At 32.5% G+C, this 15,908-nt stretch carries 13 protein-coding genes; 1 reads left to right on the forward strand and 12 read right to left on the reverse strand.

Features of this window, described 5'->3' with window-relative positions:
- Positions 1 to 87 precede the first annotated feature (87 nt).
- From BUC31_RS04520 to BUC31_RS04545, 6 genes are all read right to left on the reverse strand, one after another.
- On the reverse strand, positions 88 to 762 hold the full coding sequence (locus BUC31_RS04520) for a hypothetical protein (RefSeq protein WP_073241652.1): 675 nt from the start codon (positions 760 to 762) through the stop codon (positions 88 to 90).
- A gap of 387 nt (positions 763 to 1,149) precedes the next feature.
- On the reverse strand, positions 1,150 to 1,758 hold the full coding sequence (locus BUC31_RS04525; protein WP_073241660.1) for a hypothetical protein: 609 nt from the start codon (positions 1,756 to 1,758) through the stop codon (positions 1,150 to 1,152).
- Between the two features lie 303 nt (positions 1,759 to 2,061).
- Positions 2,062 to 3,672, reverse strand: a complete 1,611-nt coding sequence (locus BUC31_RS04530) for an oleate hydratase (protein ID WP_073241662.1) — start codon at positions 3,670 to 3,672, stop codon at positions 2,062 to 2,064.
- Positions 3,673 to 4,341: 669 nt separating this feature from the next.
- Positions 4,342 to 5,175, reverse strand: coding sequence for an EcsC family protein (locus BUC31_RS04535; RefSeq protein WP_073241664.1), 834 nt, complete (start codon positions 5,173 to 5,175; stop codon positions 4,342 to 4,344).
- 22 nt (positions 5,176 to 5,197) lie between these two features.
- The gene (locus BUC31_RS20265) at positions 5,198 to 5,365 is read right to left on the reverse strand and encodes a hypothetical protein (protein ID WP_170861925.1); all 168 of its coding nucleotides are present in this window, start codon (positions 5,363 to 5,365) and stop codon (positions 5,198 to 5,200) included.
- A 140-nt stretch (positions 5,366 to 5,505) separates the two neighbouring features.
- A complete protein-coding gene (locus BUC31_RS04545; protein ID WP_073241667.1) occupies positions 5,506 to 5,976 on the reverse strand; it encodes an SMI1/KNR4 family protein in 471 nt (156 codons plus the stop codon).
- A 252-nt stretch (positions 5,977 to 6,228) separates the two neighbouring features.
- On the opposite strand from BUC31_RS04545, the gene BUC31_RS04550 reads away from it, so the two are divergent.
- Positions 6,229 to 7,284 carry an IS110 family RNA-guided transposase gene (locus BUC31_RS04550; RefSeq protein ID WP_073241669.1) on the forward strand — a complete coding sequence of 352 codons (1,056 nt, stop codon included), beginning with the start codon at positions 6,229 to 6,231 and terminating at the stop codon, positions 7,282 to 7,284.
- A 343-nt stretch (positions 7,285 to 7,627) separates the two neighbouring features.
- Here the strand turns inward: BUC31_RS04550 and BUC31_RS04555 are convergent, their stop codons facing one another.
- From BUC31_RS04555 to BUC31_RS04580, 6 genes are all read right to left on the reverse strand, one after another.
- A complete protein-coding gene (locus BUC31_RS04555) occupies positions 7,628 to 8,215 on the reverse strand; it encodes a hypothetical protein (RefSeq protein WP_244534004.1) in 588 nt (195 codons plus the stop codon).
- Positions 8,216 to 8,820: 605 nt separating this feature from the next.
- Positions 8,821 to 9,408 (reverse strand): hypothetical protein, encoded by a 588-nt coding sequence (locus BUC31_RS04560; RefSeq protein ID WP_073241671.1) that lies wholly within the window; start codon positions 9,406 to 9,408, stop codon positions 8,821 to 8,823.
- A 155-nt stretch (positions 9,409 to 9,563) separates the two neighbouring features.
- Complete coding sequence (locus tag BUC31_RS04565) at positions 9,564 to 11,843, reverse strand: AAA family ATPase (protein WP_073241672.1); 2,280 nt, start codon at positions 11,841 to 11,843, stop codon at positions 9,564 to 9,566.
- An 83-nt stretch (positions 11,844 to 11,926) separates the two neighbouring features.
- On the reverse strand, positions 11,927 to 13,906 hold the full coding sequence (locus BUC31_RS04570) for an AAA family ATPase (protein ID WP_073241674.1): 1,980 nt from the start codon (positions 13,904 to 13,906) through the stop codon (positions 11,927 to 11,929).
- A gap of 384 nt (positions 13,907 to 14,290) precedes the next feature.
- Positions 14,291 to 14,767 (reverse strand): methylated-DNA--[protein]-cysteine S-methyltransferase, encoded by a 477-nt coding sequence (locus tag BUC31_RS04575; protein ID WP_073241676.1) that lies wholly within the window; start codon positions 14,765 to 14,767, stop codon positions 14,291 to 14,293.
- Between the two features lie 16 nt (positions 14,768 to 14,783).
- Entirely contained in the window at positions 14,784 to 15,908 is a 1,125-nt protein-coding gene (locus BUC31_RS04580) for a CNNM domain-containing protein (RefSeq protein ID WP_073241677.1), read from the reverse strand.

A 15,908-nucleotide genomic window follows, 5' to 3' on the forward strand; every position in this document is an offset into this window, starting at 1 on the left:
GTATAACCTCAAGTATTTAGTGAATTCACAAGAATACACAGACAATTGTTTCATTTAGAAGCCCTTCTTTTTTAAGTAGTGTTTTGATTATTTTATAGTGTATTTTACTAAAATACTTTTTTCTAGAACTCCGGCATTGAATTGAAACGATGCTGTAGAGCCCCCATTTGAACGAGAATATGCGAAATTTTCAATAAAACTAGTAATTACACCGAATTCAGATTTTGATTCTGAAACTTCAATAATCTCTCCTAATTTTCTTCCGCTTAATTCAGCAATTAGACTAGCCCTCTCCTTGGCTTTTATCAATAGTCGAGTGTAAATTTCTCTAATCTTATTTTCTTTGTTTTCATACTTAACTTCAGTTATGTAGAAATCTATTCCTTCTTGTATCATTCTTGCTTTAAATTCTTCTTTTAGTACTGAATCTTTAAGCTTTACCAAGAAGTTAGTTTTATCCGTCAGGTCTTTAGCGAAATTAACTTCAGGGTTATCGTTTAATCTGTAATCATAATTCCATTTTTTAAGAAGTGAAACAATCTGATCTTCTGATTGTTTAAGCTTTTCAGAAAACTCATTCTTAGAATTTGGATTTTCATAGTCATACTCAAATTTAAGTCCACTAGAGATTTGATATTGATATGATATTGGTTTTAAACTTACTGTGTCCTTTACCATTACTTCAATGAATTTCTCTTGAGCAAATGAGGTTCCATAGCCAAATATGGCAAATGTTAATACTAGAATTAAGTTATTTTTCATGGTTTATTATTATAGTGTTTAACAATCGTATAATTACACAATTACATATACACACCCAATATTTAAGAATATATGTAATAATTTATTTTAGTTGTTCACTAATATACCACTAAAGAATAAACTTACAATTAACATTATATTTGCGTAGGGGGAAAACCACAGTCATAAAAATCATATTCATTAGATATAGCTAAAAAATTAAACCAAACGGTATTTTTTTAGATAAAATGAGTTAGATTTTTATTTCATTTTTAGCTTAGTTCTTTAGTAGTAAAAGATGCGACACGTATGAGTAATCATGAACTTTTGCGTTTCTCATTTATTCCATGCGAGTAAAGTTCATTTATGTAAACAAGAAAAAAAGTTCATCTGCTCAACGATTACCCATTATTCATTTTCATTAAGTATTTCTATTGCATTTTTGTAGTAGTAATCTAATTGTTTTTCTTGAGTACTGACTTCTCTAAATAAGGAGTTTAATAAGATTGTATTTTCTTTGAGTAAAACCTTACTGTTGATTTCTCTTGAAGTAATTAAATCTATTATTTTACTTATCGTGAAATCAATAATGGCTTGTTGTTCATATACTTCATATAATATCCGAGATTTCTTTAAAGAAATTCTATTTGTGATTTTGTCAGTTTTAGCAATAGACCATACTATATCGTTTAGAGTGCCTTGAATTATGCCATTAGGTGCTACCTCCCATAGAAAATAGCTGTCATCTACAAAGAGTTTTTCCTCTAAGGAGTCGGTTTTAATAATGTTATTTAGTTTCTCATGTACTTTTTCGTGATAAGGAAGTAAGGAGCTGATAAAATTCTGGTTATCTATTATTTCTTGTTTAAGATTAGCCATCATTTTTTCCGTCTGCACCTTCTCATTGTAATTATTTTTCCATTCACTTATAATTAATGCCAACAAAACACTAAAAATAATTAATGCTGATTCCGTAATTAATTTTATAAATTTTGATTCTTTTTTTTCTCCTGTCATTTCAGAAATGATAATTAAAGCTTAGAAAATTTATGTTTTGAGCTATTGATTGCAACAATCATATATCTGCACAATTTCACATACACTCAAATATCTATAAGTATATGTAATAGTTTATTTTAGTCTAGTCACTAATATACCACTAAAGAATAAATACATAATTGGCTCGTAACTTTCTATCACGGAAAACTACAATTGCTATAATTGTATAAGACTAACTAGACATTAATAAAACTCAGAAGAGAAATCTTCAAACCAACGGTAAAAACACCGTTGATTTGAAGATAGAAAAAGTTTAGGTGGTTAACCTAAAATTGCTTTTGCATTTTTTAAGTTATCCCATATATGGTGTTGACCAAAGTACATTTCAGGAGGCTCAATAGACGGGTCTATTAATTGGTTAATAGCTAATATAGCACCACGAACACTATATTCAGTCGTAAAAACTATACCGTCTGGTATTTCAACAAATTGACCTAGAAGCGCAAAATTTTGAGAGCCTTTAGGTACAACAGGTGGTCTATCACCTTCGGTTCTAGGTAGAAACTGAGAGATGCCGTAGGGTAGCCTACAAGGTACGCAGTAAGATGTTTCAAGAAGTTCGGTTTTTTCGCTCTCGTTTAGATCTCCCCATAAATGCCCTAAAAGCTCTTCTAAAATTTCTTTTCCAGTACATTCGTACATTGGTTTTTTTACAAATTGACCAAGATTATCCTCACCTAATGCGGAAACCCAAATTACACAAGTATCCGCCGCTTGACCGGGGAAAAAAGGTTGACGATAGGTATGTACGTGCAATATCCATGGAGATTGTGTTAGAGGTAAGGGACTTTGTACTCCCATTGGTCGTTCAACTAACCATTGAAATTTTCTTTCAAAAAGGTTTCCTCTAAAAGTTACTGTAAAGTGCATCATTCTAGAAAGTGAAACGTCACGTAAATAACGGTCTGGTCTGCCTAGGTCTGCTTGTTTTGCTACTATGTTTTGCCATAATTCGTAAGCTTCGCCTGGTTTTTCTACCGGTGTTGTAGATACAGGCTCATCATGAGAACCATAAGAGTAGTTTGATACAATTGAGCCGATTGTCAAAAATGCTTTGTCTTCTGGTCTAACCTCTATTGCATCTAAGGTCTTACCTTCTGCATTTCTTAAATGTAGGCGTTCTACCCAACGTTTACCATCATTTTCTTTGAAGTCTACATCAGTAATACTTGTATTATAATGTATTTTAACCCCTTTCTTTGTTATGAGTTTAATAGCAGGTAGTACGAAAGAGTGGTAGTTTGTGTAACGTGTACGTTCTAAAGAGGTCATTTTCTCCATATCAGACATACGGTGGTAGAATAGTTTCATGTAACGTTTCATCTCTATCGCAGAGTGCCATGGCTGAAAAGCAAATAGCGCACGCCACATGTACCAGTAATTACTTTTGAAAAAATCTTCGCTGAAGTAGTCGGTGATTGTAGCGTCTGCTGGAATCTTTGATTCTGGTATCTCTATTAATCTAGCCATTTGAAGTGCTTCTGTAGTACCTAACCCAAGGTCGTGTCCAGAATCTTTCTCACCGTTTGCATGTAGTAGTCTAACCACAGTGTTCATATTGCATTCTGCAGCATTACGTTCATAGTCGTCCAAACAAGACCCAAGTTCGTCATAAGGTATTAATGACCATAATTCTTTGGTGCAGCAATATACTTTGTCTTCGTACATGCGACTTCCGCGCATAAGGTAAACAGGTTTGCCGTCGATCATTTTAACAGATGCATCCATTGACCCTCCAACTAAATCAGTCTCTGGGTTTTTTTCAAAAATGTGAATATTTTCTGGGTTAAAACCGGCTTTCTGAATTAAGTAGACAGCAACTGATAAAGAACTTAATCCTAAGCCGTTTAAATAAATATTAGAATCCTTCATAATTTAAAATTTTGTTGATTAAAGTGTTACTATATTTAAGAGAAGTGGCAGTTTAAATTTCGATTGTTTTGCGACTAATCTTGTAAGAACAAACCCGACCTTAAAGAAATCTGTAGGATTTTCTGAAAAACTCAGAATCAAGCAATTAATTAGATTCCTTGTCGTGTTATTGTACTTTATGTTAAACAAAACTAGTTCTAGTTCAAATAATAAAGTATGACTTTAGTCAGTGTAGTGTGATAAGTTTATATATGTAGAAATTTGCGTGTTTGTTTTAGCAAAACACCAGCCATATATTTTTTACAGCTTAAGTTTTATTTCTACTGAAATAGGTGATTTTAATTATTAATTAGAAAGAATAAAAGAGAGCGTTCTTTACTATTCGGTAAGTATATTTTGTTTGAAAAGAAACGTACAAACTGTGTATTATAAGTTATTAATAGCACTCAGAAGATAAATTGCCTTAAAACAAGAAACCGACCAGGTAGTCGGTCATTTACTGCTGTAATGTGTAGTAAGTCACTGAAAATAGCGACGGAAATTCCAATTGTATCGACAAAGTGCAAAGAGTGTTGAGTTAAATAGGTTTTTTAGGCGCTTAACAAACCAAGTGGTTTGTTTTTGAGTGGGAAGTTCATCTTCCAATTTATTATTATTCTTAGAGCTATTTTAGATTTTTGAATATGCCTTTCTCACAGCATCTTCACCATATTTGCGCTCCAACCTTCTTAGTGTAAAGTGTGAAGTAGCCATTTTCTGAAAATGATTGATAAAAATAAAGTTCATAGAACCGCCACCAAGTGCTCCCGCAATTGGAACTGCTTGTGCCATAAACTTCTCACTAATTAAAACACTAAATCTCGCTGCTATTTGGGAGATGAATTTATTCAAAGCACTAGAACCAAAAACAACAGAACTATTTGCAGCAGTCTTAATAGCCGCTTGTAAACTAGCCGAAGTAAGATTCTTTAAAGTTGATGACAAAGCAGCGCGTGCTACATAATAGCTTGTATCCAAACCATCATCATCTTTTGATTTGCCTCCTATCGCAAATACTTCCATACATTGCATTTGCCCTTCAAGGGAATAAATATCCTCTCCCTGGCTTCTAGCTATATCCATAATACTACGTAAAATATACTTCGTGGTAATGGTCATTTCAGAAGCGAAAATGGCTGTTCCAATGCCCGTAGTGGAACCAAAAAAACCACCAACTGTTCCTGAGCCAATTACTATAGCTTTATACGTAATACTAGAAGGTTCTTTTAACTGTTTGTTTTTTGAAATGGTAAGTAGATTAGCCTTTAATAAGCCCAATAATATTTTTTCTGTAGATTTTTGAAGGATATTTAACGCTTTTTCAGGAATAAATCTAGCTCCTGTTTCTAAAGAGTTTCCAACAATATTAACTCCTTTTATTGCCCAACCTATATTCTCCATTGAAGCTTTACACTTTTTAATGGTTTCAAGATCTTCACTAGAAATGGTATTTTTAACCAGCATATTATTTATCGTTTATTTGAACTTAGGGTATTAACAAGTCAATAGCTCTTACCTCTCCTTCAGGCACGCAAACAGGTCCATTTTCACCTGGTAATTCTATATACCCTTCTTCACAAGGTAGCGAGTCAGTTTCGCAACCTAAGAATACCACTCCAAAAATAACTATCAATAAAATTCTTTTTAATATCATCTTTTATTTGCAGTTTGATAACGCTTAAGCTAAAGCTTTTTGTTTCGCTTCTTTTTTTTTTCAAAGCTAAATCTATAAGATTTAGCGACTTTATAAATATACACAGACCTTTCGGTTTTGCCTTAAAGTTCGCATTACGCTTAGGATTTGTTGTCATCAGTTTTTATTCGGATGAATTGGTCAATCCATTCAGAAAAAGACTCAGCAACTTTAGTAACAGTATCAAAGTCATGGTCAAAAAAGTAAACAGGAACACTTTCCTTTTTTTCTTTTAGGTCCAGCGTTAAGAATCCATAAATACTACCCATACAGTCGGAACCAAATGGAATTATGCCCGTTAAGATTTTAGAAGTCCATTCACTTTTTTTGTCCAGAATTATATTTTCAATACTCCAAAAATTTTGAACATCATTTAAGTCTATTTCATTGTCTACTATAATATTAAGAATATCTGGCGTCCATGGAGTACCGTAGTCCACTAAGAATATTTTAAAATCGTTAGGTAAGTAGATGTTAAATTCACTTTCTAGTTTTGCAACGTCAGATGAAGACACTTTTTTTAAATCATCGTTGGAATCATAATTATCTAAAAAGTCTCTAAATATTTGCATTTTTCAAAATTGATGAGAACGCCTGAGCTATGAAAAGTAAGGGAGTAAACTAGCGTTTACTTTCCGCCATGCACATAGCAAAATCTTTTTGTTTTGTTTTTTCTTTTATTGTTTAAAGCAAAATCCCAAAGATTTTGCGGACATCATAAAAATACACAAACCTTTCGATTAAGCCCGAAGCCCTTATTTTTTATAGCATCGATGAAAAAGCAGCAAGTCGAGTATCTTTAAAGTTCTCTAAAACAATAAGATATGAACACTCAACAAACTGCTTGCCCGAAGTTATACATTGGTATCGATATTCACAAACGAAGTTGGAAAGTACATTGTGCAACAGATCTGTTCGCCGGTAAGTCTTTCAGTATGTCGCCCGACCCAAAGCAATTACATAGTTATGTTTCAAAACATTTCAAGGAGTATGAAGTTACCGTAGCTTATGAAGCTGGTTGTTGCGGTTACCACGCTCATCGTTGTTTTGAGAGTTACGGCTGGCGAAGTCTGGTAGTCAATCCAGCAGACATTCATAGAAAGGGCAAAGAGAAACATACCAAGACCGATAAGATAGATGCGCAGTTGATAGCGAGAGAGTTGAAGGATAACCGATTGCAGAGTATCATAGTGCCGGACAGGAAACGTGAAGAACTTCGTAGTCTGTTCAGACGCAGAAATGACCTTGTAAAGGATTTCAGAAGGATCAAGAGCTATATAAAGATGCAATTGTTGTATTTCGGAATCAGGGAACCTGAAGAGTTCGACAATGACCATTGGAGCCATAAGTACAGAAATTGGTTAGATGATATCATGTTCGAGTACCCAACGGCGAAGGCCACATTAGAGAGTAGAATGCGTTTCTTCCGTTTTGTGGACCAAGAGCTTCGCGATGTGTCCACACAACTAAGAAGGTACTGTAAAGTGAATTATAAGAAGGATTATCTATTACTGAGAAGTATACCTGGTATCGGAGGTATCGTGGCCTGTGGCATATTATGTGAACTAGGGGATTTAAGACGTTTCAACAACATTAAACATTTGGCAGGTTACGTAGGTCTGGCACCAAGTATGTATCAAAGCGGAAACAGTCAAAGGACAATGGGAATGACCCCACGTGCAAACCGCTTATTGAGAAGTTATTTTGTAGAGGCATCTTGGCAAGCGATACGTGCAGACCCCGTAATGCAGGCCTACTATCGTAAACATCAAGGCAAGAACGTAAAAAGTATCATTGTCAAAGTAGCTAGAAAGCTACTGAGTAGAACCTTGGCGGTAATTAAAACAGAAGTTCCATATACCATTGGGGTCATTGAATAATAAGTAGAAAAACTAATAAAATAAAAATCATAACAAAGCTCTAATATAGTAGTGAGAACCGTATCACAAAACAAAACCCGTGACCTGTACTATTTAGGATCACATTTTTAGCAAGTGACCGGTTTTATTATAATTTATAATCATACAGATGCCGGTGACGTTTCAAGTTTCGAACCGATCACACATAGGAGTACGAGCAAGTTATATTAAAAGAAAAAAAGGTGGTTTAAGGCAAAAAAGAAAATATTAATTAACTTTAAGAAACTGGACTAAGGCTTTTCATAGGAGGTTTTGTTGTGTGTAGTTTTATTGCATAATGTTTAGCCGTTACTGCGTGTGTTTTTTAACCTCTTCGTCTTGTCCTTTTATCCGTAAAAATTGTTTTTTCAAATATTTCATATATAATTTCAGTTGTTCCATAACCACTATAATCTAATTCTAAATTCTCATTCTCATAGAAATATTTCATATGCAATGTTGGGGACCCTTTGTGAAAATCTAAAAATAAGTACGATGTAAAATCATAAATTCCTAAATCCGCAAATTCATTTACAATACTTAAATTATGAAGTGTACATTCTCCTTTATTATTTTCATAACCTGACATCTCAAATCTTCGATGTTCTTTATTCATTTTTTCATTATTAGTATGCCTTAATTGACTAATAAGTTTTTCATTAAAAGAAAGTCTACTTCTGATAAAATTGAAAACATCTTTTTTTGATTTTTTCTTTAACATTTCAGCAGTTTCCGATTTGCTTTTAGTTGTTTCGTAAATAACGATTGCTAATTTCAACCATCGTGGTAAATCCTTATTGGGTTGAGTAGATGACTTTATACTATCAGAAGTATTTCCAGTAATGTCTGCAATATCAGAATTAGTATAACCTAATCCTTCTTTCATTTCTTTAAATCTTTGGTGCCAATTCATATTATGAAAATTAATGTAAGCAACAAAGGTAACAATATAATTACAAATAAATAATTTAAAGTAGTTATATGTTTACTTTTATATTTTTTATATATTACACACAACTATTGTATATGTGCACAATTGCACATATTCCCAAATATTGAGGGTTATATGTAATTGTTAATTTGTTAGTCACTAATATACTATTTAAGAATAAACCTACAATTTACATCTTACATTCTATTATGGAAAACCATAATCGCTATAAATTATGTGGAACTAATTTGTAATTAATAGCTCTCAAAAGAGATTTCCCTTAAAATAACAAACCAACCAACCAGTCTGTTTTGTACTGCTAAAATGAGTGGAGAGTTCTGGGAAGTAACGACAGCAATCGCAATTGTATCGACAAAATGCAAAGATTACGAAGGTAGAATGATGTTTTAGGTACTAAACAAACCAAGTGGTTTGTTTTTTGGTTGGGAAAAGTAGCTGTTTTAGAACAAATTTTACTGTTTAAACGGACTCTCATGGTTCAATAACCACTGTTTGCTGTGCTGTTTTATAACCCTTAATGCCAAGTACTAGATGACTTCATAGTTTTAAAAAGGAACAAACATGTACTAGTCTTCAGTGAGAGTTTTAAAGCCTTCCATCACATAGATTAACTTACGTTTATCTTCGTATCCCGGATATTCTTCATCCGTGAACATTGAGGGTAAAAAGCTCTTATATTCTGTATAATTTTCGCCTTGGTATAAACCGAAAGTATAGGTTTGTCCACTACTTATGGCTTTTTTCCATGAGTTCGCTTTTTCTCCTAAGGTCGCTAATTGACTTTGATCTATATTGAATTTTCCTTCACTAACACAGAGATTCAAAAATGCCCAATACTCTGAACTCTTTTTTTTCTGAACACGTATCCTCTTTATTTTAGGGGAAGCCATTGGTTGGGCGGACTCATTAATTCTGTAGCGCCTTACCTTACCGTTATTGAAGTAAACGATATAATCTGATTCTGGTTCTATATGTGGCAGTATGGAGTAGGCGAGGCGAACCACCAATGCGTCTGCATCTTTCAAGCCAAATAACTCAACATACCTGTGTACTTCTTCTGCATTAGATTTAAAGTCAATTTTTGGTATTTCAGGTGCTTGCGAAAATGCTAGAATGGGCAAAAGAATAAAAAGATAGCATTGAAGTTTTCTCATTGTAAAGTTATAAAACTTGGTTATGAACTCATTGTGTTTATTGATTTTGTCTCAAAGAATCTGTTTTTTGAATCTATGAGCCTAGAATAATATTGTCTCAGTTTAAAGAAGAATTTGTTTGTTTTTTACCTCAGTTCTTTGTTGTGTGGAGTGCTTTATTTACATATCTTCTTACAATATTCAACTTGCCCAATATATTTAGTTTCAATATGTTTTACTATTGTTTCACATATTTCAGTGTAATCTTCATCAGTAATTGGTGCTTGTTCGGTTCTCCAACCTCCGTGAGATAGGTCATTGATTAGTGTGTATGATTTAGTGTCGTCTTTAATATTTTCTTTTATATATTCGGCAATACTTTCTCCTGTGATATCAATCTTTTCAAACTTTGTTAGTGTTTCAATTATATGTCTAATTGAGTTTGCAGTCGTATGTGTAGGAATTCCATTTTTTCTGCAAATTTCATAAATATCCATTAAATGATTTATGTAAGGAACAGTTAAGTTATTGTTGAAATCTATGAGTTCTCCTTTTTTCAGAAGTAATTTTTTATCAATAATATTATTTGATGCTAAAACTCGCATAAAATCATTATTGTGTGTCAAGATTAGGAATCTTTCACGTTTCAGCTTATCTATAATTTTTGAAATATCTCTTATAACTCCGCACAAAGTATAAACGTGTGAAAAGTCCATACTTGAAATTGGGTCGTCAATTACAAAGAAAAGTTTTTGATAATCGTCCTCACTTTCAACTTTTAAGTGAGTATCTCCAATAAAGTAAGCGAATGCAACAATATTTTTTTCTCCTTCGCTTAAGATGTTTTTTGCTTGGTCTTTTTCAAGAGTATTTTTGTCGAATATTAATCTGAAATTTTCTTTATCCAAGGAATACTTTCCAGCAAAAAAGTAATTGAGAACTGTTTTTATTGTAGAAGCTACTTTTTCTTTTTTGCTTACTTTTTGTTGTTCTCTCTTTTTCTTTATTTCATCACTCAAAGATTTCCATTCAGTTCTCAATTTTATTACACTTTCAATATTGTTCTTGTGTTCGTCAATCAAATTATTATAAGCACACTTAATAATCTCTTTTCGTGTTGATTTGTTCTCTTCTCCAATCTTATCTTTTTTCTTATTGATAGCTTCAATTTCTTCATTGTTAGAAGATAAAACTCCATTAAAGATCGTTTCTGATTTTTCTAAATTCTGAAGTTGTTCATCAGTTAAATTAATTGATTTATTTATGTTTTTAATTTTTTCTTGAACGTTTTCTATTATAAGTTCAATTTGTTTTTTTAAAATCTCAATATCTAAACTATTCAATTCTACATCTTCACTTGATGGAATGTATTTGGTCTTATATTTATTAAATTCATTTATTCTTTTCGTATTCTGAATTTCAATATTTGTAAGTGTAGTTATATATTCTTCAAGAGTATTTTCGTATTCTTTAAATAGCTTTATTGTATTTGCTTCAACATCATTTAAGTAAGTTGTGTAATTATCTATTAAATTTAAAGCATCTTTTTCCAAAGTTTGTTCGCAAAAAGGACAATCTTTTTTTTCAGAATCGAGTAAACTAATACCTGTTTCAATAAAAACTTGTTTGTCTTTTATTTTGTCTTTAAATTCTTTTGCCAACTCACTTAAACTATATTCTTTAAAACAATTCTCTTTAATTATATTTAGTAAGTTTAAATCTAATTTTAGTTCTTCAATTTGTTTTATATCGTCTAAATTTTCAGGAACAGATTTAATTTTGTTGTAATCTTCAATTAGTTCATCAAATGTTTTTGAGATTGGATATTTGTCTTTTTGTATTCCGTTAAAGATATTTTGAAATTCAAGTATTTTATAATCTCCTAATCTTTTAATATTTTGAATATTACTTACGTTTTCCTCAACATATTTTTCTAACTCAATTTTTATTTGTTCATTTAATTCAGAACCTTCTTTTTCTATTTTGGATAATTTTTCTTCATCTTCTTTTAGGTCAATATTTATTTTCCCAAGTATAAAACCTTCAATTTCACTATCTTTTTCATAACTCAATGCACTTATGTTCTCTTCAACATAATCTTGATTAAATGTATGATAAGTATATTTAGTTTTAGGAATATTTGGAATAACTCCTTTCTTTAATTCAATTTTAAAATCTTCTTGCGTTATCCCTTTTTTGTCAATTATCGAAAAAGAAAAATTACTACTTGATTTTCCAATTGTAATTAATTTGTCTGTAGGACTAATTTCTTTTTCAAGTTGTAGTTCATTCGTGTTTTCAGTAAGTCTAAAAAGTCGACTAATAAATGTCTTTCCACTTCCGTTATTAGCAAAAACACCTATTTTAAGCGAGTTAGAAGAAATTAATCTCGTCAAATTCTCAATTGGTGCAATATTCTGACATTGAATATTTGTATTTATTTTCTCATTTGCCATTCTTTTCTAACGGATTTTTTTTGCATTACACACAACGTATTGTGTATGGTGCGTATACCGAAGGGTATGCACTATGCACCATGTTAGCCAACGTTTATTATTTCTTCCATTAATTTAACCGTATCCATATGTATCATTGGATAGCATTTGGCTGAAATTATAGTAAGCTCTTTTTGAAGATCACCTTCATTACGGAATTTTTGTAACGCTATAAAGGCTTCTTTAAGTTTTACTTCTAGATCATGACCTTGAAAATCGAGATACCATTCTGGAATCATTGCCTTAACTCCACTATAGTATTCAACCTCACGCTTAGCGTCTTTCTGTTCTTGAGGTACATTAAACTTTTCATAATATGTTTCAAAAAACCAGTCTATAGATTTTTGTAATAAGTCTTGATCTGAACCTAAAGTGTATTCATTAAATGAAATGTCTAAACCTATAGAACCCCTAACATTCAGTGCATTCATTTCCATGAACAATATCATTAAATATGCGGGATCATAAACATAATTTTCAATATTATAGCGAGAGTTTTCACCATGAACCAAAATGAATTCAGTAGAATTATTTTTTAAGTCCCAGTCGATAACACCGTAACATGTTGCATTGTCGGATTGCCGAATTGCATCAACAATATCTTTCACCTGCTGACAATTCCCCTTTCCATATCCGTTTGATATAAAATACAATTTAAATGGATATGATTTCTCTAGGTTTAATCTATCGAAGATTGTCTGAAAATAATACCTATCAGTTGGACTTTCTACGAATATTTGCTTATGACTTTTGTAATCGATTGAAAGTGTAGGGATGAATCCCGTTAAAAGTTTAAGCGCATTGTCCTTGTCGATTTTAAACAATTTGGAATCAGGAGTATTTTGCAATTGGTAAATTGATTCTTCAGGGCAAAGCGCTATGGTAGATGGTGAATGTGTAGTGAAAATCACATTAATTCCTAAACCATTTACAAATGTTCCATTTAAAACATCTATTAATAATTTAGACATTTCCGGATGTAAGTTGGCATCAGGTTCATCAAGAACAATCATATCAGGGAATTCAAGATTTTCTTTGTAGAACTCACTTGTAAATAGCTTGATTATTAGTCCGATAATTACTTTTTCTCCTGAAGATAAATGTTGGAATTCAATGCTTTTATCAATAGATGACTTAACCAATTCAATTTTTACGTCTGTATCTATAGAAAATTCTTGACGATTTATTCCTCTAAATTGAAACTCAATTCCATGACGTGTTAAAATTGAATTCATTTTCTCCCAAGGTGCTGGGAATTTTTCAATGAAATCATCATCAGAATCTGAATTATTTTGATCTCCATATTGTTGTTTGTCAAAAAATTGTCTGTTATTTAAATCTCTGCGTTTAGCATAAGTGTAGAATATATATTCTAATTGAGAGCTAAATAGATGAGTGTTATCAAAGAAAAACTCTGGAATTGGAGCCAAATAAAAATCAGCTTCATTTAATTCCGAGATGTCTTTATTCTTGAATTCAGAGACAAATTTGGCAACCAATGTGGTTTTGTGTCTTGATAAATACTGTGGTCGAATAAACCTACTGGCAATTTGTTGAATATTTCGTTGGGAATTAAAAAATTGAGGTTCAAACTCTTTTAACGAATCAGTTAATAGTTTTTCTAATTCGTCTCTCGGCACATCTGTAATCGCCTGAAAAATATCGTTGTTAGGTAGTCTATCAAGCCTAACGTTTTTATCCATCATCAACTTAAAAAAAAGACGAGAGTTAATCCCTTGTGCTAAAAAGTCATCTACAAATGGTTTTAATTTATTTTTCCAACTTTGATTATTAAGAATAGTTAAGTTTCTATTTTCAATTCCTTCTACTTGAATTTTATTAATTCCATCTGGAAGAGTAAATGTTAATAATGGGTCAAGTTTATTCTCAGATTTTAGTTTAATTAGTTCGAGTAATTGGCTTTTTCCACTACCATTTTTACCAGTAATGACTGTGAATTTGTTCAAGTCATCACTCTCTAAATCTTTTAATGATTTATATTCTCCTTGAAGTGTGATTTTCATTGTTTATTATTATGTTGGCTAACGTACGTATAAACGTACCAGGGTACGTTTATTTCTTGTTTTAATGGTTAGCGTACCTAGCTAATATACCACTAAAGAATAAACCTACAATTATCATCTAACTTTCCATTACGGAAAACCATAATCATCATAAATTTCATTGAATTAATTACCCAGAAGTATAACCAATAAGAGAATTACCCTATAAATATCGAACCAACCAAGTAGTCGGTTTTTTACAGTTTAAATGTGTGGAGAGTTCAGGATAGTAACGACAGCAACCGCAATTGTATCGGTAAAATGCAAGGTGTATGATGTATAAAGGGGAATTTTGAAAGGAAACAAACCAAGTAGTTTGTTTTTTAGACGGGTAAAGTAGTTGTTTTAGAACAAACTTTGCTGTTTAAACGGACTCTCATGGTTCAATAACCACTGTTTTCTATGCAATCCGCCAGCGTAGCCTGTAAGTGAACCATCGGTACCAATAACTCTGTGGCAAGGCACCACGATCCACAATGGATTCCGAGCATTTGCAGATGCGGCAGCTCTGGTTGCATTGGGGTCACCCAATAATTTTGCAAGCTCTAAATAAGACTTCGATTTTCCGTAAGGTATGTTTTGCAACTCTACCCAAACCTTCTTTTGAAATGTTGTTCCCTCGGGGTTTAATTTTAAATCGAACTGTGTTCTTGCGCCTTCAAAATATTCGTTTAATTGATAAACGGCATCTTCTAAAGATTCTGGGATAACATCGGTAAGGGGTTCATCAGAATTTAAAACGGTTATAGCGGTAAGGCCGTCAGTGTCGCCCATAATTTTGGCAACGCCTAAGGGTGTATGTATGTAAGCAACATCGTCCATGTTGGTATTTGACTATTTATTCGTCTGGTGACGTTGGCTTTTCGATCACTCCCGTCGCCTGAGCGCGTTTTTCCCAATTTTTACGAGCAAGACTCTGCAAATCGGCAACATTGTCGCTCTCGTCCATTATTTCGAGCCCTAAAAGGGTTTCAATAACATCTTCCATAGTTACAATACCACTTACAGAACCATATTCATCAACAACCAACGCAATTGCTTCACGTTTTTCAATGAATATTTCAAATAAGGTGGGTATTGGCGTACTTCTACGCGTAACTAAAATTTCGCGTTTAATATCTTTCAGTGGAATGTCTCCGTTCTGATCGATCATTTCTTCAAGCACATTATCCTTTAAAACAAAACCGGTAATATTATCCATATTATCAGTATACACAGGAATTCTTGAAAAACGCAATTTTGGATTGTCTGCAAAGAACTCGGCTATTGTTTTTTTCTCAGAAGTAACTTTCATTACCGCTCTTGGCGTCATAATATCTTTTACCAAAACTTCATCGAACTTTAAAAGGTTCTTAATGATAGTAGATTCAGATTTTTCAAAAACCCCTTCTTCATGTGCCATATCTGTCATTGCATGAAAATCTTCGCGACTTAAAACGCTACCGTGGTGTTTGCCACCGCCTACCATTTTGGTAAAAAGGCGTAGCAACCATAACAGCCCCGTATATTTTAAGCCCAAAACCATAATATTCAAAGCTTTGGTAGAGAAATTAGCTAGTTGTTTCCAATATGTTGCACCAATTGTTTTAGGGATGATTTCAGATGCCACTAAAATAAGAATGGTCATAATAGTAGAAACCACACCTACCATTAAATCTTCCGTAAAGGTTATACCTAGTATAGATTTGGTTTCGCTACCATATAATTCGGCATAAGCAACTTTGGCTTGTACACCTACTAAAATTGCACCAACCGTGTGGGCAATTGTATTTATAGTTAAAATGGCAATTAAAGGTTGGTCAACATCTTTTTTAAGTGCTTCTAGTGTTTTTGCATACGCATGACCTTCTTTCATTTTTACATTTATGAAAGTTGGGGTAATGCTCAATAACACTGCTTCTAGTATAGAACACAGAAAAGAGAAGAAAATAGAAATAAACGCGTAAAAAAGTAGTAAGCCCAT

This window comes from Maribacter aquivivus (genome assembly GCF_900142175.1).
Lineage (GTDB): Bacteria > Bacteroidota > Bacteroidia > Flavobacteriales > Flavobacteriaceae > Maribacter > Maribacter aquivivus.